This window comes from Ruegeria sp. YTSA135 (assembly GCF_059610165.1).
The window spans coordinates 1-21,727 of record NZ_JBXWNC010000020.1; the positions used below are offsets into that span (position 1 = coordinate 1).

The 21,727-nt window shown below is 52.7% G+C and carries 22 protein-coding genes and 1 pseudogene; 18 read left to right on the forward strand and 5 right to left on the reverse strand.

Annotated features, from left to right (window positions below; translation table 11 throughout):
• Nucleotides 1-216: 216 nt before the first annotated feature.
• Nucleotides 217-1,050, reverse strand: a complete 834-nt coding sequence (locus AC2FIT_RS19775; protein ID WP_496831779.1) for a helix-turn-helix transcriptional regulator — start codon at nucleotides 1,048-1,050, stop codon at nucleotides 217-219.
• A gap of 546 nt (nucleotides 1,051-1,596) precedes the next feature.
• Here AC2FIT_RS19775 and AC2FIT_RS19780 point away from each other — a divergent pair.
• From AC2FIT_RS19780 to AC2FIT_RS19820, 9 genes are all read left to right on the forward strand, one after another.
• Entirely contained in the window at nucleotides 1,597-1,776 is a 180-nt protein-coding gene (locus AC2FIT_RS19780) for a Flp family type IVb pilin (RefSeq protein ID WP_157770050.1), read from the forward strand.
• 145 nt (nucleotides 1,777-1,921) lie between these two features.
• A complete protein-coding gene (gene cpaB / locus AC2FIT_RS19785) occupies nucleotides 1,922-2,896 on the forward strand; it encodes a Flp pilus assembly protein CpaB (protein WP_496831781.1) in 975 nt (324 codons plus the stop codon).
• Between the two features lie 9 nt (nucleotides 2,897-2,905).
• Nucleotides 2,906-4,447 (forward strand): pilus assembly protein TadG-related protein, encoded by a 1,542-nt coding sequence (locus tag AC2FIT_RS19790; RefSeq protein ID WP_496831783.1) that lies wholly within the window; start codon nucleotides 2,906-2,908, stop codon nucleotides 4,445-4,447.
• A gap of 14 nt (nucleotides 4,448-4,461) precedes the next feature.
• Nucleotides 4,462-4,959 (forward strand): TadE/TadG family type IV pilus assembly protein, encoded by a 498-nt coding sequence (locus tag AC2FIT_RS19795; protein ID WP_496831785.1) that lies wholly within the window; start codon nucleotides 4,462-4,464, stop codon nucleotides 4,957-4,959.
• A 5-nt stretch (nucleotides 4,960-4,964) separates the two neighbouring features.
• Nucleotides 4,965-5,600, forward strand: coding sequence for a TadE/TadG family type IV pilus assembly protein (locus tag AC2FIT_RS19800; RefSeq protein WP_496831787.1), 636 nt, complete (start codon nucleotides 4,965-4,967; stop codon nucleotides 5,598-5,600).
• Complete coding sequence (locus tag AC2FIT_RS19805; protein WP_496831789.1) at nucleotides 5,597-6,826, forward strand: CpaE/TadZ family protein; 1,230 nt, start codon at nucleotides 5,597-5,599, stop codon at nucleotides 6,824-6,826. Before AC2FIT_RS19800 ends, AC2FIT_RS19805 begins: the two co-directional genes overlap by 4 nt.
• Before the next feature lie 13 nt (nucleotides 6,827-6,839).
• Nucleotides 6,840-8,231, forward strand: coding sequence for a TadA family conjugal transfer-associated ATPase (locus tag AC2FIT_RS19810; RefSeq protein WP_496831791.1), 1,392 nt, complete (start codon nucleotides 6,840-6,842; stop codon nucleotides 8,229-8,231).
• Nucleotides 8,228-9,196, forward strand: a complete 969-nt coding sequence (locus AC2FIT_RS19815) for a type II secretion system F family protein (protein WP_496831792.1) — start codon at nucleotides 8,228-8,230, stop codon at nucleotides 9,194-9,196. The genes AC2FIT_RS19810 and AC2FIT_RS19815 overlap by 4 nt, the downstream gene beginning before the upstream one ends.
• Before the next feature lie 14 nt (nucleotides 9,197-9,210).
• On the forward strand, nucleotides 9,211-10,197 hold the full coding sequence (locus tag AC2FIT_RS19820; RefSeq protein ID WP_496831794.1) for a type II secretion system F family protein: 987 nt from the start codon (nucleotides 9,211-9,213) through the stop codon (nucleotides 10,195-10,197).
• A 665-nt stretch (nucleotides 10,198-10,862) separates the two neighbouring features.
• Here the strand turns inward: AC2FIT_RS19820 and AC2FIT_RS19825 are convergent.
• Entirely contained in the window at nucleotides 10,863-11,279 is a 417-nt protein-coding gene (locus AC2FIT_RS19825) for a hypothetical protein (RefSeq protein WP_496831796.1), read from the reverse strand.
• A gap of 210 nt (nucleotides 11,280-11,489) precedes the next feature.
• Nucleotides 11,490-11,849, reverse strand: coding sequence for a hypothetical protein (locus tag AC2FIT_RS19830; protein ID WP_496831798.1), 360 nt, complete (start codon nucleotides 11,847-11,849; stop codon nucleotides 11,490-11,492).
• Nucleotides 11,850-12,073: 224 nt separating this feature from the next.
• Here AC2FIT_RS19830 and AC2FIT_RS19835 point away from each other — a divergent pair, with 224 nt between their 5' ends.
• The 4 genes from AC2FIT_RS19835 (at nucleotide 12,074) to AC2FIT_RS19850 (ending at nucleotide 15,167) form a co-directional block, all read left to right on the forward strand.
• Nucleotides 12,074-12,775 carry a PepSY domain-containing protein gene (locus AC2FIT_RS19835; protein WP_496831800.1) on the forward strand — a complete coding sequence of 234 codons (702 nt, stop codon included), beginning with the start codon at nucleotides 12,074-12,076 and terminating at the stop codon, nucleotides 12,773-12,775.
• A gap of 38 nt (nucleotides 12,776-12,813) precedes the next feature.
• Complete coding sequence (locus AC2FIT_RS19840) at nucleotides 12,814-13,473, forward strand: response regulator transcription factor (RefSeq protein ID WP_496831802.1); 660 nt, start codon at nucleotides 12,814-12,816, stop codon at nucleotides 13,471-13,473.
• The gene (locus AC2FIT_RS19845; protein ID WP_496831804.1) at nucleotides 13,473-14,801 is read left to right on the forward strand and encodes a sensor histidine kinase; all 1,329 of its coding nucleotides are present in this window, start codon (nucleotides 13,473-13,475) and stop codon (nucleotides 14,799-14,801) included. The genes AC2FIT_RS19840 and AC2FIT_RS19845 overlap by 1 nt, the downstream gene beginning before the upstream one ends.
• A gap of 159 nt (nucleotides 14,802-14,960) precedes the next feature.
• Complete coding sequence (locus AC2FIT_RS19850; RefSeq protein WP_496831878.1) at nucleotides 14,961-15,167, forward strand: DDE-type integrase/transposase/recombinase; 207 nt, start codon at nucleotides 14,961-14,963, stop codon at nucleotides 15,165-15,167.
• 337 nt (nucleotides 15,168-15,504) lie between these two features.
• On the opposite strand, the gene AC2FIT_RS19855 is transcribed toward AC2FIT_RS19850, so the two are convergent.
• A complete protein-coding gene (locus AC2FIT_RS19855; protein WP_496831805.1) occupies nucleotides 15,505-15,885 on the reverse strand; it encodes a transposase in 381 nt (126 codons plus the stop codon).
• Entirely contained in the window at nucleotides 15,882-16,040 is a 159-nt protein-coding gene (locus AC2FIT_RS19860; protein ID WP_496831807.1) for a hypothetical protein, read from the reverse strand. Before AC2FIT_RS19860 ends, AC2FIT_RS19855 begins: the two co-directional genes overlap by 4 nt.
• Nucleotides 16,041-16,838: 798 nt before the next feature.
• On the opposite strand from AC2FIT_RS19860, the gene AC2FIT_RS19865 reads away from it, so the two are divergent.
• From AC2FIT_RS19865 to AC2FIT_RS19885, 5 genes and pseudogenes are all read left to right on the forward strand, one after another.
• Nucleotides 16,839-18,440: a TadE/TadG family type IV pilus assembly protein gene (locus AC2FIT_RS19865; RefSeq protein WP_496831809.1), complete on the forward strand. Its 1,602-nt coding sequence runs from the start codon at nucleotides 16,839-16,841 to the stop codon at nucleotides 18,438-18,440.
• Nucleotides 18,437-18,970: a TadE/TadG family type IV pilus assembly protein gene (locus tag AC2FIT_RS19870; protein ID WP_496831811.1), complete on the forward strand. Its 534-nt coding sequence runs from the start codon at nucleotides 18,437-18,439 to the stop codon at nucleotides 18,968-18,970. Before AC2FIT_RS19865 ends, AC2FIT_RS19870 begins: the two co-directional genes overlap by 4 nt.
• Nucleotides 18,971-18,974: 4 nt before the next feature.
• Nucleotides 18,975-19,529 carry a TadE/TadG family type IV pilus assembly protein gene (locus AC2FIT_RS19875; protein WP_496831812.1) on the forward strand — a complete coding sequence of 185 codons (555 nt, stop codon included), beginning with the start codon at nucleotides 18,975-18,977 and terminating at the stop codon, nucleotides 19,527-19,529.
• Between the two features lie 130 nt (nucleotides 19,530-19,659).
• A pseudogene (locus AC2FIT_RS19880) lies at nucleotides 19,660-20,132 on the forward strand (transposase); the annotation flags it as partial.
• A gap of 509 nt (nucleotides 20,133-20,641) precedes the next feature.
• The gene (locus AC2FIT_RS19885) at nucleotides 20,642-21,670 is read left to right on the forward strand and encodes an efflux RND transporter periplasmic adaptor subunit (protein WP_496831814.1); all 1,029 of its coding nucleotides are present in this window, start codon (nucleotides 20,642-20,644) and stop codon (nucleotides 21,668-21,670) included.
• The last annotated feature ends 57 nt before the right edge of the window (nucleotides 21,671-21,727 follow it).

The following is a 21,727-nucleotide window of genomic DNA, read 5'->3' on the forward strand; positions in this document are numbered from 1 at the left end:
GGTCCCGCGGGGACGTGGGTCCGATGATGCCGTGGTCTGGACCGTTGCTGACACCGATCAAGCACGCCAATGAGATGAGCAGATCGCCTCCATAAGGCCGGAAAACCGCACAAGGTCATTATCACCGCTGTCGCCAGAAAACTGGGCACCATCGCGAATTCGTTGTGCAAAAGGCGTCGAAAATGGTCCCCTCCGACGACCTGACAGATACAGTTGCTAGGCGATCTGACTGTCGAAAAACTGTTTTCCAGAGTTTGCAGGTCGATTTAACAGATGCAAAAGCTCTATCTGACTAGAAGCGCCGGTCTTAGAAAATATCGAACTCAAGTGTGAACGCACGGTTGTTTGGCAAACAGACAAAGATTCAGATATCGTTTTGACCGTCATTCCTTCCTTCATCATCGCACAGATCCGGAATTCGCTTCTGCTTAGAGCTGCTGGATTTCGAGCATCTAAGATCGGAACCATCCCCATTTCACGAATTTCTCTGCGTCGGCGGCTTCGCGTCTGATCCGATTGAGAGGAGACAACTCCAGGCGTTCGCTTGCTCCATCCGAATGCTAGAGTCGAAGCCAGAAAAGAAAGAAAATCCAGATCGTCACGCGATGGTGCATGTCTGTACTGTAATTCCAGATGATCGAGCTGTTTTTTACTCGATTCAAGCGGGATCACAATTATCTCACTGAATTCTTTTAGTGTGTTTTCTCGGTTTTGAGAAATGGATTCATTGCAAGAGAGGATCATTTCCGACAACCGCCAAATTGAACCCGCTCTTGCAGATAAAATACTATCGCCAAGAACCACTTCGACTTTTGTCTGGGGTTGCGAAGGCCAAATTTTCCCCTCATGGACGTAGCATCTTGCAAGATGCTTTAGTTTTAATTCCTTTTTTGACGTGCGTGCAATTAGTGCAGCATCTGCATTAGCAAAATGCATTAACTGGTTTAGAACAACCGGAATAGGGGCATTTCCACTTAATGCACGCGTCCACTCCATAACTGTTTTCAAGCTATCGTCCGCACGTGCGGTCTTGGAGAAATTTACACTCATTACTCTGTTTACCAACCCAACCGGAACAATCAGTCGGGCTCCTTGTTGCGGCCCCCACCGCTTTCAACAACTTGCTCTGCGATGTTTGTCGGCGGCAAGCGATATGGCGTCCGGGAAACTAAGGAGTTCAGGAAGCGTCAAGCAGAGATGAACATTTAATATATTGAAAAAAAACGAAAAAATCTAAAAATTTCCAAAAATGTCCGTGCGTTTCTAAGTTTCAATCCCGAAATCAATAGCAGTCTATTGTTCCTGAAATGCCCCTATTTATCTTTGTTCGTTAGGTACTGTTTCCAGTCTGGGTGATTCTCTGCGGGTATGCGATTCGTGGAAAATTAATGCGCTATTCATGTCGCATTAATGAAAATCTCCTCTAGAAATATGGCTGATATAAAGAAACAACCAAAGATAGAAAACTTTGCATCTTTGACTGAAGTTTGAAACCTAACCTGGGGTTAATTTGATTCCTGAGCTTAGGCAAAGCGCCTGCTTCCGTTGCTCTACATAGATAGCGGCGTATTTTTAACTTAACCTTTCGGGGGAATCATGACCAAATTTATGAAGAAGTTTGTCAAAGAAGAAAGCGGTGCGGCAATTGTTGAGTATGGCCTCGCACTTTTGGTTGTTGGCTCGATTGCGGTTGGTGCATTCAGCTTCCTGGGCACCGAGACTGCTAATAATGTTGCTGGCGCCTGCGATGCTCTGAACGCAACCAATAACTGCTAATCCAGCGACGATCCAAAATTTGAAAAAACAACAGAATTCTGCGCCGTCGCATCAGTAAAACGGCGCAGAATCCATCGCCGGGATTTTCGAAAACACTTAATTACAAAAATTTCGAATCTTTTGAGCGTAACTTTTGGAGAAAGAGATGCGTATCAGACCAGTTATTACCACGCTATTCGGAATCGCGATTGCGTCTGGATCCGTTTTCCTGGCGAAAGACTACATTCAGATTAATCCAAGCGCGTCTGGACCAACGACATCAAATGCCGATTTGGTTGAGATCTACGTCGCGCGATCGGAAATCGCTTTCGGTCAGACAATCGAAGCGCACCATGTCACAACTCATTCGTGGCCCCGCGAAGCTCTGCCAGCAGGAGTGTTCACGGATATCGACGCGCTTGTCCCGGAAAACCGCCGTCAGCTGCGTCGTGCTAAAGGGCGTTTTTATCCTGGCGAAGTCATGTTGCTTTCCAAGGTTTCTAACTTTGGCGAAAAAGTGACACTGGTTCAAAAGTTGGGTGAAAATACCCGCGCCATGGCGATCGAGGTGGACGCCGGGACTGCCGTTGGCGGGTTTGTTACCCCTGGTGATACGGTGGATATTGTTTTGACCCAAGGGGCGAAAATGGACTTGCGCGCCGTAACTATTCTGCAAAATATCCGTGTGATCGGCGTGGATCAACAATCCGAAGAACTTACTGATCAGCCCGAGATTGCCCGCACAATCACAGTGGAAGTAACACCTCAGCAAGGTCAGCGCCTGGCACTGGCACAAAAGGCCGGAACCCTGAGCCTTACCCTGAGAACGTTGGACAGTGTTGAGGACGAACCAATGGAGATGGTTCGTCTGCGCGATCTTCTGCAAGAAGAGGGGCCGGTTGAAAAGGTCGATGTACAACCCACGGTCAGAGTGAACCGTGGGACCGAATCTGAGGTCGTCAAAATCCAGAGAACGCCCCGTGAGGCCCCGGAAGCGACAAGCGGTGAACCGGTGTCTGAGGTGGACCCTAGCAACCAGACGGATGCTCAGCAGTCCCCGGCTGTTGTCAACCCTGACGCGAAGCCAAAGGCCCGTCCCAAGGCCCGTCCCATCGAAGTTAGTCAGAACTCTGCACAGTAAGCCGTAGCCATGCATCTGAAAGCCAACATATCAATCTTTCGTAAGGACGAGCGTGGAACGGTCGCGATCCTCTGGGGCACCGCGTTGGTAGCGTTTCTTGGCTTCTTTGCAATCACACTGGATGTGGGTCGGTTGAGCGCAACCCATTCCGAGTTTCAATCGTTCGCAGATAGTGTGGCTCTTGCCGCGGCTGGTGAGTTGGACGGGCAGCCGGATGCTATCACTCGCGCAACGGGTGCCGCGGCCAATCTGATCAGTGATAGCCAAACTTTCGCCAACGGATCCAATACGCTGTCAGGATCTGCGGATTACACCCTTACCTTTCACTCGGCTCTTCCCGCTTCGGATTTGACGCCGTTAGGTGCAGATATCACGACGAACCCACGCGAAGCAAAGTTTGCGCAGGTCGTGTTGACGCCGAAGTCTGTCACCGTGAGTCTGGCGTCAGCTCTGGACAAAATGCTGGGTGGAGGCGGAATTACACCCGTCAATATTTCAGCCGAGGCTGTAGCCGGATACACAAAAGCTGCCTGTGATATCTCGCCTTTGATGTTTTGCCTACCGCCCGATTGGGAGACGACTCTGACTGTGGGTGACCAAATCCTGCTCCGCAGCGGTGGTAACAATACCGCATGGGGTGCGGGTAACTTCGGGTTTATTGATCTGGATAGCTTTGGCGATCTTCAAAGTGGTGCCTGTGCGAATGAAGGCGGCAATAAATTAGCCTGCCTTATCGCAGCACAGGAAAACATCACTCAATGCGTTCTGACCAATGGCCTGAATACAGAACCTGGGCAGAAAGTTGGTATTACTAACGCTGCTTTTAATGTTCGGTTTGATATTTATCGCTCCACGCTTAACGGTGAAAAAAACAAGCCGTTGTACGCGCCAGCGCCGAATGTCATCAAAGGAATACGGAAGAGCGGTGGTGGTTCCTGCATTCAAGGGAGCGAAGAAGTCTCTCCTGACACTACGGCGCTTGGCCGCGATACCTGCATGGCTGGGGGAACCTGCGGAGGTAACAACCGTTTCGGTGACGGCACTTGGGATCGCACAGGCTATCTAAATCGCAATCATGACCTAGCTGACGGTGTTGCAGATGGAATCGGCAGCGATGCTCATCTGCCGGCGCTCAGTGGATCAGATACTGTCTTTGCAGGTACGCGGTACGGAATGTACCTTAGGGAAATCGCGTACGGTAATACCAACCCGCATTCTGCGCCGAACGCAAATTCGATCCTCGACCCTACGCTTGCGGAAACCGGTCGACCAATCTGTTCGAACCAAATGTCCACCAATCCAGCGCGGCGTATCGTAAACGCAGCCGGTATAGACTGCACGCAAAACCCCGTTTCTGGAAGGACTACGGGCGTGCCGGTCACGAAATTCGTCTCTCTTTTCTTGACCGAACCGGTAGGCGACGACGGTGCGTCCCCTCCCAGCTTTGATATCCACGGCGAAATTGTTGGCTTTCCAGACGTCGCTGGCGCCGGCAGCGGTGGCAACGGGTTCGGCGGTATCTTTCGCGACGTTGTGCAGCTGTATCGGTGAGGGGGCCAAAGATCATGAAAAATCATCTTACAGCCCCTTTCAAACGCTTCGCAAGAAATGACGATGGAGCGGTCATCGTAGAATTTGGCCTCGTCATGCCGTTCATGCTGCTGCTCTTCGCCGCAACGGTAGAAGCCGCGCATCTGATGTGGTCCTACCAGTCAGTCATCGCAGGCGTTCGGGATGCAAACCGCTATTTGTCCAGGGTTACACCCGTAGATATCTGCACTTCTGGCGGATCAGTCGCAGGGTTGGCCACAACTTTGAAGGACATCGTCGAGGGTGACAAAGACGCCAGCATCCTGTTTCCGGCTAGCATCACCGTCAATTCGGTGACACCCAGCCTGTCCTGCGTTTCCGGAACCTATCGAGTGAACCCAGCCCCAGTTGGAACGGTCAGCGCCAATATCACTGTTCAATTTCCTTTGGGCAGTATCCTGTCGCTCTTTGGGGACGGTTTGTCATCAGTGACGACCGATGTCTCGGACACATCGCGGATATTTGGACAATGAAGACTATGCTGCATATCAACGCGTTTTCGCGCCGCGTGATGGACTTCTTTGTTAGGCAAGACGGTGGTGTTCTTGTCGAGTTTGCCCTGATCGTCTCGCTGTTTCTTTTCCTCTTTATGTCGTTGCTGGACTTCGGTCGGCTTTCTTACAGCGTTGTGAACGCCCAGAAAGCCTCGCAACTTGCTACGCGTATCGCGATTGTGCGACCGCCCGCCTGTCCCGGAGTTCCTGCAACACACCAGCGCGGTACATCTCCGTCATCACCACGTTTTGGCACGTCCTGTAGCGCCTCCGCCGGTGTTTGCGACGACCCGCAAACACCACCATGCGCTGGCGATGCGTCCAACCCTACGGCCTCGGAAATCTGGACGCGCATCAGTCCTTTATTGCCGCCGAGCGCCACAATTAACAATCTGCAGTTTCACTATGACTTCAATTCAAACTTGGGTTTCCTGGGTGGCCCTTACACACCCATTGTCACAGTCGAATTGAACTTGAATGATTTTCAGTTCGTCTCACCACTGGGCGCGCTGGCAAATGCCGCAGGCGCGACAAACAGCACAATTTCTTCGACAGTCGGATACTCGAATTTCAGTGTTTCGTTGCCTGCTGAAGACCTTGCAATAGGAGAGTCAGGATGAAGGATCAAAACGTTTCCCCGATAAAATCACAAGCGATTATGCTTGTTACAGAAAACGAAGCCGTCACCCGGATGGTGGAGGAAGCCTTTCCTTCGGAATACGAGAACAGGGTCACTGAAAACACGACTACGTTCCGGGCACTGAATGGAACCGCCCTTCAAATTGCGTTCAAACATGACGTGGTGATCTTCGAAATCGACCCCGATGACACCGGTGAAGTAAAGGCCATTGAAGACGTGCTTGCACATCGCGATGACGGCACGTTGTTCGTGGCGCTGACACAGAATGACCTCTCGATCTCCAAGGCTCGTGAGTTGCGCAAGATCGGGATCGACGAAGTCCTCCCGCTGTCGATTGATGGCGAAGGCCTGAAAGCTGCCGTTGGTGAAAAAATCAGCGCACGCATGGTTTCGCAGACAAATTTCTCGGGTGGCGTTGCGGCATTGGGCAAAGTGATCCCTGTGGCGAAATCGCGTGGTGGTGTCGGCGCTTCAACCGTTGCAGTTAACTTGGCTTGCTCACTGGTTGGCGGAAAGAGGTCTTTCTTGAGGAAGTCAGCGAAAAACCGTGTCGCACTTTTGGATTTTGACATTCAGTTCGGAAACTCGAACGTATTTCTGGATATCGAGGATAACGGTGGATTCCTGCAACTTATTGAAAACTCGGAAGTCCCGGACGACCACTTTCTATCTTCGATCTTGCAAAAGCACGCGCTCGGTGTGGATGTCTTGTGCGCACCGGCTCCGATGGTGCCTCTTCAATCGATGCGGTCCGATGTAATCAAGGGCATGCTGGACCTGCTGCAGCGGCGTTATGACTATGTCGTCATTGATCTTCCCTGTGCAGTGGTTGACTGGGTTGAACCCATTTTCAAACAAGCCACTCAGTTGGCTTTAGTCACAGATACCACCGTTCCATGCGTGCGGCAGGCTCGGCGATTGATCGACTTCTACCGCGAGGTAAATGTCGGTCTTTCGGTTGAAATCGTCGTCAACCGAGAGCGGAATACGTTGATCAAAACTTCGCATGTCCGCGAAGCGGAAAAGGTGTTGGAGACAAGCCTTAAACACTGGTTGCCAGACAATCCAAAAGTCGCCCGCAACTCCGTGGATTTTGGAAGACCGGTTGTTGATATGAAACCGCAATCAGATCTTGGAAAAGCCTTGGCAAAACTGGCCGCTGTCATGTCGGTGGATGCACAGTCATTGGCAACGAAAAAAGCATAATAAGGAGATTGTTGTGTTCAACGAATTCAGATCACGTAAGACCGCTTCCAAGTCGAATGTCCTGACACTGGATCGGCCCATTGAAATGCCCCTCAAGTCAAAAGCGGTCGGTGAGCCTGTAGACACTGATCTGCAGGCGCATCTGGAACTCAAGAGCCGTTTGCACGGTGAACTTCTGGACCGGCTCAATCTTTCGGTTATCGACAAGGTCGAGCGGTCGGAACTGAAACGCCAGATTGCCTCTCTAGTGACGGGTTTGATCGAGGCTGAAAAGCTGCATATGCGGTCCGAGGCTTTCACGGGTCTGGTAGATGAGCTCATCCACGAAGTTATGGGACTAGGGCCACTGGAGCCTTTGCTGGAAGACCCAACCATCAACGATATTCTCGTAAATTCGTATGACCAAGTTTATGTCGAGCGCTTTGGCCTTCTTGAGGAGTCCACTGTTCGTTTTCGTGACGAACGTCATCTTCTGCGAATTATCGACAAGATCGTTAGTAAAGTCGGCCGGCGCATCGACGAGTCTCAGCCTTGGGTTGATGCACGCTTGGAGGACGGCAGCCGTGTCAACGCAATCATTCGGCCCTGTTCGGTCGATGGACCGGCTCTGTCAATCCGCAAGTTTTCTCGTAATCCACTGACAGTTGAAAAGCTTGTTGAACAGGAAAGCATGAATGATCAGGCGGCAAAACTTCTTGAAGCCCTCGTCGAAGCAAGGTTGAACATTCTCATTTCTGGCGGAACCGGCTCCGGTAAAACAACAATGCTGAACGCAGTGTCCTCATTTATTGATGGCAAGCAGCGTATTGTGACCATCGAGGATGCAGCCGAACTACAGCTTCAGCAACGTCATGTCGTTCGCCTGGAAACCCGCCCGCCGAATTCGGAAGGGCAAGGTGTTATCACGCAACGCGACTTGGTCCGCAACGCACTGAGGATGCGCCCTGACCGCATCATCGTCGGGGAGGTTCGTGGTTCGGAGTGTTTTGACATGCTTCAGGCCATGAATACGGGCCATGACGGATCGATGACGACCGTTCACGCAAACTCGGCGCGTGATGCGTTAAGCCGGGTCGAACAGATGGTCACAATGCTTGGCGCTGACTTGCCTATGAGAACTATCCGCTCTCAGATCGCTTCAGCCATACAGGTTGTACTCCAACTCACCCGCCTTAGCGACGGTACCCGCAGAGTCGTCAGCATTTCGGAAATTACCGGCATGGAAGATGAAACCATCACCATGCAGGATATTTTCGTCTTTAAGCGTCGTGGCAAGTCCGAGGACGGTAAAATCCTAGGAGAGTTTATGCCAACGGGTATACGACCAAAGTGCTTTGACCAATTGATCGCCGCGGGGGTCGATGTGGATACTAACATGTTTATTCATAAGGCACCGTCATCATGATAGAACTACAGCCAAATACACTGAACATTCTGCTATACATTTCAATTTTCCTCGGCATTTTAATGGTTTACGAGGGTGTGGCGCAATTTCTTTTGCGCGGAGAATCCTCTAGCGAGGCCAGAAACCGCCGGATGAAGATGATCCAGGGCGGCGCTTCTACCGATGAGGTTCTGCAATTGTTGCGTGACCCAGCGATGATGGTTGCTGGCGAAAGACTTGGGCTTATCGCCCGCCTTCGTCGCCTGCTGGCTCAGGCTGGTTTAACGATCGGACCGGTGCCGGTTCTGTTCGCTATTGCCTTATTTGCAGCCGTAATCTTTGTTACTGCCTCCCGCTTCATCTCACCGGGGCTTGCGTTGGCTCTGAGCATCACTATGGCCGTCGCATTACCGGTAATTGCGTTGGTGGCAATAAAAGACGCCAGAGCCGAAAAGCTTACGAAGCAGCTGCCAGATGCCTTAGATTTGATGGCCCGCGGCCTTAAAGTTGGTCATCCCGTCGCTGTTACGGTCGGAAATGTGGCGACCGATCTGCCGGATCCAATTGGCTCAGAGTTTGGAGTCATCCAAGACCAGATCAACTATGGCGACGATGTCGCAACGGCGTTTCGGGACTTTGCGAAACGCGTTGGAACCGAAGACGCCAATTACCTGGCTGTAAGTATCGGGATCCAGCATGGAACGGGCGGCAATCTTGCCCGCATTCTGAACATTCTGTCTCAGGTGATCAGAGACCGGCAAACCATGCAGAAGAAAATCAAGGCAATTTCTGCCGAGGGTCGGCTAAGTAGTCTTATTCTGACGTTTCTGCCGGTATTCATCTTCCTTTCGATCCATCTGACTACGCCATCATTCTACGGCGATATTCAAGGCGATCCGTTGTTCCCCTACTTTGCAGGCGCGATCATCGGTCTGACTATAATACAGGGGCTCATTCTTAGACGGCTCGTTAGTTTCAAGTTTTAATCTGGAGCGGAGATATGGAATTCATTCAAGACATTCTGGGCGACCAAGATCTTCCTCAGCAGTATCTATTGCTGGCCGGTATCGCCGTGAGCATATTCTTTGTGGTCGTGGGCGTCTCAGGGATGACCGCAAGCGACAACACCGCGGCGCGCCGGATGCGTGTCGGTTCGGTGACTGGCGGGCACGGAGCGGATTTTGACCTCATCCAGGGGGATAACAGCGACCCGCACGGGGTGCTAAGGGCATTCATCCCCGCTTCCAAGCGTGAGCGCTCCCGAATTGGCAGGCAACTAAAACAAGCCGGTATTCAGGGTAAATTTGCCATCCGCTCTTTCTATTTGTTTAGGGTGGTTTTGGGTTTCTTGCTGCCAGCCGCTTTCGTAATCGCTCTGGCGCTACCGCTTGAAACGCAGGTTCAGTTACGCATTGCCAATGTATTGCAGGGCATCACATGGGTTAATGCACTGCAGATTGTCACAGCTTTGATGGTGGCCGGCTTTTATGGACCTGCCATTTGGCTGCGGTACCGGATAAAAAAGCGGCGTCGGGCGATCGAACACAGTCTTCCGAATGCGCTCGATTTGTTGCAGGTCGCGATCGAGGCGGGATTGGGCTTTGACGCTGCCATGGTGCGAGTGTCGCATGAAATGGCCCGAGCAGCGCCGGAAATTTCGCAAGAGTTTACCATTCTTCAACTAGAGCTTCAGGCAGGCAAGGAACGTCAAGCCGCGTTCATGGATATGGCGGATCGCGTAGGCATTGACGAGGTACACTCGTTCGCAAACGCGCTTCTGCAGTCCAATCAGTACGGGACCAGCGTTTCGGTGTCGCTGCGCACTTTTGCAAATGAAATGCGCCAGGACCGGGAGCTTCGAGCCCAGGAAAAGGCCAACCGCCTTCCAGTTCAAATGTCCGGCGTCATGGCTCTGTGCATGATGCCTGTTCTACTGATGGTTTGTCTGGCGCCAATGTTGATCCGTTGGATCAATATGTATGGTTGATGCGCGAAGAAAACTATCGGGACTTGTTCGAAAAGTAGCGTTGAGGCTGGCAGGAGGCTTTCGTGGCCTATGTCCGTGACTAAACAATCGACATTCCAGTACTAAAAGCCTGTCCGAGATCATTTGTCGTGCCGAGAAACCATATTTCTGAGCCTGCCCGACTGAACTGGTCCACCGTAATGATCAGGAAACGGGAGTGATCAACCCCACCGGAGTGCTCCATCTAAATTGATAGTGAATGACCCGCCTTGGGTTCATCGGGGCGATGGTTTCCGGGGCTGGCGGGCGGTATCCTTGAATCTTTGCCTCAGGCTGCGGATGGTGAACTCTTTCTTTCCGGTGCTTTTCTCAGTATCTTCATCATAGCAGCAGAGGCTGCATCAGCACCCCTATCTTGGCAACGTAAGCCGGGCTGGCTTCGAAGAGCGGTCAACCGGATCTCTTGAAGCCGTCCGCTGAAACGTAGCAATACGAGATGACCGCCTAAGGGGGATTTCAGATTCGCAACCTCTCCTTTCAAACGTTGATTTGATTGTCCGTCGAGGCGCGTACCTAGGGATTTCAACCTCTCGCGCAAGGCCTTCCATGTTGTCGATAGACTTCTCGTATAGGTTCACATGACTGGCCTGTCATGATTATCTCAGTATTTATTTTATCAAAGACGATCAGCTATCGAGGCCGAGCATGGATTTTACAGCGGCCTCGACTTCATCGGTCACCGGTTTGTTAGCTGCGTTTTCCAGCGTTTCGCGCTCAATCTGCGGCTGGTTTTCGACAGCTTCGGCCAATTCGTCGATTTCTGCTGCGGCATCGTCGTAATCAATCGCAGCTTGTCTTTCTGCATTCAGATCATCTGCCGCATCGACAGCTTCCTGCAACTCGTCATTGGCGGTCTGAAGCTCTGCTTCAATATCGGGATCTGTCCCTCCGGTATCGGCAAGAGCGTCCTCCAGTTCGGTCACGCGATCCTGCTTCTCCTGGACATCTGTCAGAGCCGATTCGAGATTTTGTTCAATTTCGGAAACAGGCCGGTCCGGCGGCGTCATTCCATCAAGCAAGGCCTGCTTTTCTTCTAGCTCCATGCGCAATTCATCCCCGGCCAAGACCAAATCTCGATAGGCTGCGATGCGGCCAACGCGGGAATTTGGCGCGGCATTCTTCAAGGCGTTTTCGCTAGCGTTGGCAGCATTCAGCGCCCCCAGTTCCGAAGGGTGGACACCCAACAAAGAGGCCATTTTATTCCCTGTTGGGCGCATGGCCGGGCGGGTCACTTTGGTCACCTCAGGCTTTGGCTAGGTCGTGCGCGCCACGCGCACGGTTTTGGCCTTCTTCTTGGTTTTCTTACCGCCAAACAGATTCTTCAAAGAAAACGTTTTTTCTTTAGAGGACTTTGACTTTGTGCCCTCGGCGGTGAAAGACTTGCGGCCCAATTTTCCGGCTGCTTTCTTGCCGTCGTTCTTGGAAGCGCCGGGTTCGCCGCCTTTACCTTTACTGGCACCGTCGTTACCTCCGCCTTTGCCGTTTCCACCACCATCACCCTTCCCGCCGCCGTTTCCCTTGCCTTCCTTCGCGTATACGGCATCTGGAAATGTGATCGTGCCGATAATCGCGGTGGAACCCAACAGGGCAATGGCAATGGCGGTCGCTTTCAACAGTCCAGTCGATTTGGTTTTTGTAGTGGTCCTCGATCGCTTGCAGGTTCTTCTGTCGCTGCGATGTAAAATCAGCTGACTCGGAAACCCGGCGTCGGAAACAGAATCCGACGCACCGATCTAAACCCATCATCATTGAACGCACACGTAACTGGCTGTTCATCACAGGTTCACATTCAAATTGGTAGATTAGACAGGAATTTACGTAGTAAAGACTAGTAAGGATGAAGAAGCTTATTGCCATTGCGTTCCTTTTTGCCTTTCTCCAACCAGGAGAGGGGCAAACCGCCGCGCGTGAGCTGAAGCAGTCCGAATTACGCAAGGCGACAACCTCCGGTAGCGCCATCCGGTTAAACAAAGTCATAAAAGGTGTTGAGAAGGTCTTTGGCGGAACGCCGGTTGACGCGCGCGCCTTTCAGGCTGACAAGTTATATTATCGCATTCTGGTCAAGAAACCGAACGGTAAAATCATCAGTGTTATCGTCAACGCCCAGACCGGTGTGGTCGTGTCGAACCGGTCCAGCGTCGGGCGGCAAATTTCCGAAGCAGCTCGATCCGCTTCTGATAACTCTGTCAATGCCAAATCGCCGGGGAAATCCGCAAACCAGGGCAACAGCGAAAACAAAGGAAATCGTGGCGGCACATCTGGTGGCAACTCAGCCAGCAGCGGCGGCGGCAATGGCGGTGGCAATTCCGGCGGCAACGGCGGTGGCAATTCCGGCGGCAACTCTGGCGGCAATGGCGGTGGCAACTCTGGCGGCAACGGCGGTGGCAACTCTGGCGGCAACGGCGGTGGCAACTCTGGTGGCAATGGCGGTGGCAACTCTGGCGGCAATGGCGGTGGCAACTCTGGCGGCAACGGCGGTGGCAACTCTGGCGGCAACGGCGGTAGCAACTCTGGCGGCAACGGCGGTGGCAAAAAGTGATGGTTAAACAACCGTCCACGCGCTTATAACTCCAGAGTATGAGAATTCTACTGGCAGAAGATGAATCACACCTCTGCGATCAGATCAAAAAGCTTCTGAACGCCGAAGGCCGGGTGGTGGATGTTGTCCACAACGGCCTTGAAGCCCTGCATCTGGGCGCGACCGAACCCTACGACATGATCATTCTGGATATCGGCCTGCCCGAGCGCGACGGTATATCGGTTCTGCGTGAATGGCGCGACTCCGGGGTCCAGACCCCGGTCTTGATCCTGACGGCTCGCGATGGTTGGAGCGAAAGGGTTGATGGCCTGGATGCCGGAGCCGATGATTATATGACCAAACCGTTCCACATGTCCGAGTTGGCTGCGCGCGTCCGCGCCATTCTGCGGCGGCAAAGCGGGCAGATGAACCCGGTAATCGAAATGAGACGGGTCACTCTGGACACCCGCAACGGGCGGGTTACGGTCGATGGTGTGCCGGTCGACCTGACAGCGCAGGAAATTGCCGTGTTGACCTACCTGGTCCACAATACGGGGCGCCTGGTCTCGAGAACCGAGCTATCCGAACATATCTACGAATACGATGGCGACCGGGATTCAAACACCATTGCCGTCTTCATAAACCGCCTGCGTAAAAAGCTGGGCTCCGACCTGATCAAAACGGTCCGGGGCCGCGGATATATGATTGATTCAGCCTGATGTTGTCACTGCGTCAACGGGCATTGCTGGGAGGGATCGCATCCGGCGCCGTGTCTGTGAGTCTGGGCACGCTTGCCGTGTTCTCCTATATCAATGACCGGGTCTCGGACCGGTTCGACACCGCTTTGCGCGACCGCCATACGCAGCTGGTGGTGGGGCTGAGCGTCACCACTCAGAACCCCGATGCACTGCGCGATCTGATGTTCGACCCGGCCTACGGCACGCCCTATTCAGGGCGGTATTGGCAGGTCAGCAGTGACGATGGAGAGATTTATACTTCGGCTTCGCTGTTTGACGGGATCATCGCCGAACCACACGGCAGCCCGGATGTACAGACGCTCTGGAACACACAAGGGCCGGAAGATGAAACCCTGCGTAGCGCCTTTCAAAAGATCACCTACGAAGACGGTACGGTCTGGGGTGTCAGCGTCGCCGAAAGTCGGGCGCAGCTTGTGGCCGAGCGTCGTGCTGCGCAGAAAAGCCTGTTGCCTGTGTTTGCCCTTGTTGGTCTGATTGGAGTGGCCGGATCGCTGCTCCTGATGTCGTTCATCCTCGGTCCGCTGCAGAGGCTTCGCAGCGATGTGGCGCATCGCTGGGATCGGGACGACGACCTCGAACCGGGCGACTATCCTGAAGAGGTTTCTCCCCTCGTCGATGACTTGAACAAGCTTTTGCGTCGAAACCGCGACATAGTGGCGGGGTCGCGCCGACAGGCGGCGGATCTGGCACATGCACTCAAAACCCCCGCCGCCATTTTGCGTAACGAACTGGTTACCCTGTCCGAGGCCGGAGCTGCGACCGATATCGCACAGGAAACACTGGATCGGATTGACGCTCAGCTGAGCCGGTCACTAGCCAGGCTGCGGGCGCTGCACACCGCGGACCTGACTCATTCCCGAACCGATCTGTCAAATTCCATCGATCGATTGGCTCGCTTGTTTACTACGATAGCGGATCGCGAAGGAAAGACGCTGGAAATCAACCGAGACCCCGATCTCTGGGTGCGCATGGACGCACAGGACATCGAAGAAGTTCTTGGCAACTTGCTCGACAACGCAGTCAAGTGGAGCAGACGGTCAGTACGCCTGACGGCCAACCGTAGACAAGATCACATCCAAATCCGTATCGAGGATGACGGTCCCGGAATACCGCTGCACGCTCACCGCGAGGCCCTGCGATCCGGGGGGCGGTTAGACACCTCTGTCACAGGCAGCGGTTTGGGATTGGCAATTGCAGTCGATCTGCTGACTGCCTATGGTGCCCAACTGGATCTACGAACATCCGCGTCGCTGGGCGGGTTGGAATGCCGGGTTGAAATCTCGACCTAAATTAGTGCGAAATTAGATCGGCAAAGCTGCCGGGACCTTTTGGGAGCGCGAGGTTTGATGGTCAACCGGGAAGCAATCCGGCTGTGGGTCAATCGGCTTGGACAGCATTTCTCAGACTGCCTTTGCCGGGATCGTCCGCGACCGATCGACTAGTGGCATCTGGATGAAGTTGTGATCTGTCGCCAAGGACACTTGCTATGGCGGGCGATCCACGCGAATGCAGGCGTTCTCGATACTCCCGTACAAACGCGCGGGAATGCAAAAGCGACAAAGCGCTTTTTCGAAAGACTGGTTTTACAGTTTGGCGAACCAAGTACCGTTATTTCCGGTGAATTACGATGCGATATCAGCGCTTTGGCCCAGTAGCTGACCGCTGCGCCCACAAAGGGTTCTGTGGCTGCCGTTCGTGATGCAAGACGTTTTTCACACCGTTTGAAACAGGTGACCGAGTGCGTGCTTCTGTCAGGCACTTCGAGTGCGGCGCTTTAAGAAGCCACTGGCCGAGACGCAGATCTGCGGACCAGGTCCAGACCTATACAACGAACTTCGGTGCTCTTTCCCTTATCCTGGTTTTTCCGATCCAGATCTGTTCGATCATTCAGCCCATTCAGCCCATTCAGGTCGTTGACTTCCTACACCTCCTTCACCGACGTAGATCGCAGGACCCGTTGGGGATGGATTTGCAACCTAACCAGCTCAAGCGTCACATCGCGCCGATAATCAGAAGCCTTCTGATGTCAGACTGGCCCGCCTTTGACATTCGGTCCAGACGGGGCTTGCCGCCTGATGAATGCTGTCGTGGCACAAGGCCAAGCCAGACCGCAAAGTCTTGGCCCCGGGTGAATGTCTCCAACTGTGGAGCAAACGCTTCGATGGCGACGGCGCTTAAAGGGCCAACGCCGGGCATCGTCTGACGGCGTTTGGCCGTTTCTGTCTCAGTGGACAAAGCCTTGATCCGCTTTACCTTGGCGCTGATCCGCTCTGTGGTCCCTTCAATCAGTTCGAAAAGGTCTCGACACTCCTGACGGACCAGGTCTGGAAGATCGCAATTCGGGTCCTCAAGGATTTCATTCCCGCGGCTCAAGTTTCCGATGCCTGCGGGATTGTTTGCCCGAACTCATAGAGGATTGATCGCAGGCCATTCACCAGCTCAGTGCGTTGGTTCACCAAACGCTCCCGGTTCCGGAACAGGATGGCACGGGCTTGTTGGTTCTCGGACTTGGGCGGAACAAACCTCATCTCCGGCCGTTATGCCGCGATGACGACAACTTCCGCGTCGGCAGTATCGTTTATCTTTTTTTCCACGCACGGTTACACGTATTGCGGCGCGACCAGTTTCACCTCGTAACCCAGCCCGGACAACTCTCGCAACGCAGTAGCTGGCATTGCCACAGGTCTCCATGACGATCACTGCGGGTGCCTGCACAGAAACACACACTCCAAACCAGGGCCGGGACAGCTTCTTACGAATTTTGGCTGCCTGGTCATGCTGTTTTCGTGAGGCTGAAAAACATTCTTTGCCAGATCCACTCTGATCATTGTGTCTTTCATTCGCCGCCATTCCCTTATCGTGGCGTTTAGCACCGCAGCAGTGGCACATTGCGATGCCGTTGGGGAAAGGACGCCAACCACCCCATCTCAACAACCACAAACGAAGTATCACATAGACAGGAGAAGATGTTCGGTCAGTTCAGATCCCACCGCAGGCCCAGAGGTTTGTGCCCCCCATATTAGGTCAACCTGATCTTCCCCCCGCTGCTATCATCTCACCGCCGCCTCTTACCGTCATAACCGCACAAATGCGTTTAACATCTAAACCAACTACACCGCCAAAATGGCAGTATGCACCAGTCTGTGCAAATCTTTCAGTAGTTGTAGAAAACAACTTGGCAATTGCGCGTAGCAAACTCAAGATTGTTCATCTTGCGTTAACATTTGGTTCATTTTCAGTAATTTTGTCGCCCAATCATTTCCCAAAAAATAACGAAATTCTTTCCTAAGGTGTTTTCGAAACTTGGATGCTAGCCGGAGAACGTCATGCTAGATTTTCTGCCCCCGAAAGGTACACCGCAGTTTGGTCGTGATGAGAGCGGTTCACTTACCATTTTTGCCCTTTTTATGTTTTTGATCATGGTCGCCACTGTGGGTATTGGCGTGGATTACATGCGTTTTGAGAACGAACGCACAAACTTGCAGTACACACTGGACCGGGCTGTTCTGGCCGCTGCGGACCTTGATCAAAAAGCCGAGCCAAAATCTGTCGTTCGTTCATATCTGGAAAAGAAGGGCCTTTTGGAAAATGTGACCAGCATCAATGTGGTCAACAGCGCAGGTTATCGCGAGGTGTCGGCAACTGCCATGTCCGAGTTGCCGACCCAATTCATGCACCTTTCTGGCGTCGATACAATGACCGCGCCCGCGGCTAGCACGGCCGAGGAAAGCGTTGGTTTGGCCGAAATTTCAATAGTCATGGACGTCTCGACCTCGATTGATCTGCCGGCATTGAAAGAAGCTACGAAAAGCATCATCACGCAGATTGGAACGAAAAACGGGACTTGGAGCAACGAGATTTCATTTTCACTGATCCCGTATTCCAGCCAGGTCAACGCTGGCGCGGATTTGCTGAAATACTATAATCTGGACCGTTTCCATAACCACTCGCACTGTGTCAACTTTATTGATAACGAATTCAGCCAACCTGAACTTTCTCTGACTAGGCTGCTGGAACAAACGGCTCATTTCGACCCTTACACCGAGACAAAAGAGCCGATTGAACATCCCGTCTGCCCAATCCGCCCCGGATCGGCGATCCTGCCGTTTCAAAACGATAAAACGGTGCTTCATAACTACGTAGACGGCCTCACCAAGCTCAGCAATCCAGTGGCGGATGAGGACTCAGGCCTGGACAATGGCGCGAATTGGGGCCTTGTCCTGCTGGACCCGGGCACACGTCCGGTCATCAATTCCCTCGCCACCATCGATAATATCGTTCCGGATACATTCAAGGACCGCCCCGTGGCTTATAATGGCGACGTCCTTAAGGTTCTGATCCTCGTGTCCGACGGAGACAATACTGACCAGCACATGCTTAACCCGTCGATGCGCACCACTATGTCGGATATCTGGTACAACGCGGAAACCGATCGTTTCTCGGTCTACCAGTCGAATGGCAACCCCAACTACTGGTGGCCGCACGACAATAGCTGGCAGGACCACCCTTACGGAAATGGAGACACGCGTTGCACGGGTAAAAGCGAGAGTACGTGCGTGACAGAAGACGAACCCGGCAAAGCAGTACAATTGTCCTACGTTGAATTGCTGAACATGGTGTCTTTGGAACACATCGAAAACAACATCTTCACCCATTCGCCAAGCGCTTATGGTCAATGGGAAGGCAAGGCATTCAGCAAGAAAAGTGCGATCGCCAAGGATCAGCGCACCAAACACGTATGCAAGGCCGCCAAGGATGAGGGGGTAATTGTCTTTGGTGTCAGCGTCGATGCCCCGATAAATGGCCAAAAGGTTCTGCAAGACTGCGCAAGCTCCGCCAGCCATTACTATGAAGCGTCGGCTCCTGATCTCAAAAACGCCTTTACTTCGATCGCGTCATCCGTCCGTATGCTGAGGTTGACACAATGATGCGTAGGTTGATTGCCGCTCTGACCAAGTTTCGCCACCAAGAGGACGGAAACCCGACCGTTGAGTTTGCTATCGTCTTCCCAGCCATCCTGTTTTTGGTTCTTTCGGGGATAGAACTTGGCTTGGTAACTTTGAAACACGCGCAGCTAGAGCGCGCCGTCGACCTAACCGTGCGCGACATTCGCCTGAACACCGGTGCCAATCCACAACACGACGACATCAAGGCTCTTATATGCAGTCGCGCCGGTTTTATCAGCAATTGCGAAGCCAACATGCGTCTCGAGATGATCCGACAGGATCCTTTTGCCGCTATGACAGTGCCCACTGATCCTGATTGCACTGACCTCTCCGAAGTGGCTCGCCCGGTGCGGACTTTCCAAAACGGTCTTGAGAACGAGTTGATGATTCTTCGAGCCTGCGCCAAGATCAACCCCGTTTTCCCAACATCCGCAATGGGCAAAGCTCTGGTCAACGAAGAAGGCCAGTACGCCCTGACCGCTACAACAGTCTTCGTGCAGGAGCCGAGTTAGTATCATGATTAAGCGAATTCTGACGCATGGCCTGAAACGTTTTCAATCAAAGGAAGAGGGTTCAATTTCTCTCGAAGCAGTCCTGATTACCCCAATGCTTTTTTGGGCTATTCTTGCAGGTTATACGTTTTTCGAAGCCTACAGACAGAGTTCTTTGAACATAAAAGCGACCCATACGATTGGTGACGTAATTTCCCGTGAAACTAGGGAAATCAACAGCGTTTACATCGACTCGATGGAAGAAATGTTCAGTTTGATGGTGACCAATCAGTCCGATCTGAAATTCAGAGTATCGTTGGTTCTATACGATGAGGCGTCCGACAGCCACTCGGTGAATTGGTCTGCAATACGCGGTGGGTATACTGAAAAATTGACGAACGCCAATATTCTGCAATATCGGGATGCTCTGCCCCTGATGTCAGATCAGAATACTCTGATCCTGGTTGAGACGTCCAACACGTTTGTGCCACCCTTCAAAGTTGGCTTGGGCAACATCGAACTGAAAAACTTCGTTGTCGCCCGACCGCGCTTTGCAAATAACATAAAAGGTAACGTCTAAGGCGATATGCCGTTGGTGAAATGTATCGCTCTGTCATAAGAGGCTGTCGCTAAGCTTCCGCAGGGTTTTAGCTGGGCGAAGTCAGTCTCTGACATGTGGCATATCCTTTTCTCAGCAGGGAATTGCGGCGCGTAAACAACGCTGTTGGGTCCACAAAACCGGGAACGTGCTCAACGCGATGCCAAAATCGGTGCGGCCCAAAGCCAAGTGCCACCTGCACAACATCGGGCAGGCCGAGACGAAGGCAGAAGCGGAAGCGGCCTTCGATTTCTTCGTCGAGACCTATGGGGTAAAATACGACAAGGCAACGGCCCAAGCAGGTCAAGGACCGAGACGTCCTGCTCGCCTACTATGGTTTTACCGCCGAACACTGGAAGCAAATCAGAACGAGCATCCCAATCGAGAGCACCTTTGCCGCGGTCCGCCACCACACCGTCAAGACCAAGGGCTGCCAGAGCCGGAAATCCGGCCTCGCCATGGCGTTCAAGTTGACGATCAAAGCAGGCCAAATGGCATAAGCTCGAAGGTGCCAATCGCACGCCCGAAGTCGTCCAAGAGGTTGAGTTCAAGGACGGGATCAAGCGACTTAACCGAGCAGCCTGATCTGACTGTCAACAACTTTCTGGCATAACTTGGGTTCCGCGCCTCCTCCTGCGACCAAACGATCTAGCAACTGCATCTGTCACGGTCGCCCCGGCTCCCATTTCTGACGCCTTTTGCACAGGGCATTTGCGATAATGATAAGCTTTCGCGCGACCGCCGTCACGATGACCCTGTAGGCTTTCCCAGCGTGTCTGACTTCAGGCAGGTTTGGGCTCAAGGCGGTCATCTGACTGTTTTTATCAGATGACGGCTAAGTATCGTTGAGCGGTCGTTCGGCAAGAAAAATTTCGAACCTCCAACCTCGAACGGCTGCTTCGCGCGAAAGCAGACGCTGACGAAAAATGGCGCTATGACCGGCTTGCGGACAAACCAGTCGTTCAACGCAATGAAACGCTAGATTGTGTTTCGCTTCGAAGCGGTGTGTCGGAATTTGAGCCGAAACGCTTGTGGCTAGTGTGGGGACAGCTCATACAAGACTTCGCAAGAGCTTCACCGGTTGACTCAAATTAATGCTGACCTGCACTGACTGGCTAGAGTTGTTCCCACTTTATTGCATTGCCTATGTGGAACATGTTGCCACGACTGCCGGCAACTTTTCCGCTGGAAATCGGTTGGAGATTGCGGTGGATTTCATGATCGTTCGGGGCTGCTTCCCTGAAATTTTGACTGGAAGTTTCAGGATTGCTCTTCTTGTCGCATTATTCTTCAGCGCACTTGCGTATCCGAATAATGCACGCGCACAAACAGCATCCACCGAGGCATCGCAAGTTTCCCACCAAGGTTTCCCTGGTCAAATCGAGGCGGTGCGACGCGCTGATGTAACAGCGGCGGTCGAAAGCACCATAGAAGAGATTCATTTTGAGGCTGGGCAGGCAGTTTCTGCCGGCGACGTTTTGATCACCTTGAGTGACCGGCCATATGAACTTGCTGTAAGAAATGCTGAAGCTAAGGTCAGACGCGCAGAAAAGGTTTTGGATGCTGCGCAAGAAGAGTATGCACGCACTCAAAAACTGCAGGACAGCGGCATTATTAGCGCAGTCCAATTCCTGAAGTCGGAGGTCTCCGTCGCTCTCGCCGAAACCGTTCTGGATGAAGCACTTGCAACCCTCGAAACAGAGCAAGACAAGCTAGACCGGACGTTACTTCGCGCTCCAATTACAGGCAAAATTGGGCGAAATCAGATCGAAGTAGGCGGCCTTGTATCCCCCGGCTTCACTTCATCTCTCGCGCGAATCGTTCAGATGGATCCGATCCTCGTTGCATACCGAATTCCATATGTTGAGCGATTAGAAGAATTGGCCATTACTCAACTTACCGACTTGGAATCTGTGCTTTCCAAAGTTCAGTTGTCGATCAAGATTTCGGATACTTGGACATACGAATACAAGGCAGTTCCAAAGCATGGATCAGCTGACGTGGATCCCGAGACTGGCGAATTGACGATTTGGGCTGAGGTGGCAAACCCGCAATATCTACTAAGACCTGGGCTGCGCGTAACGGTCTTTTCCAACCTTGGACCCGATGATCTAAAACAATGAGACGCACCGATTCCTCATCACTCTGCCATTATTTTTCATCCAAATCCCAAAATTTGT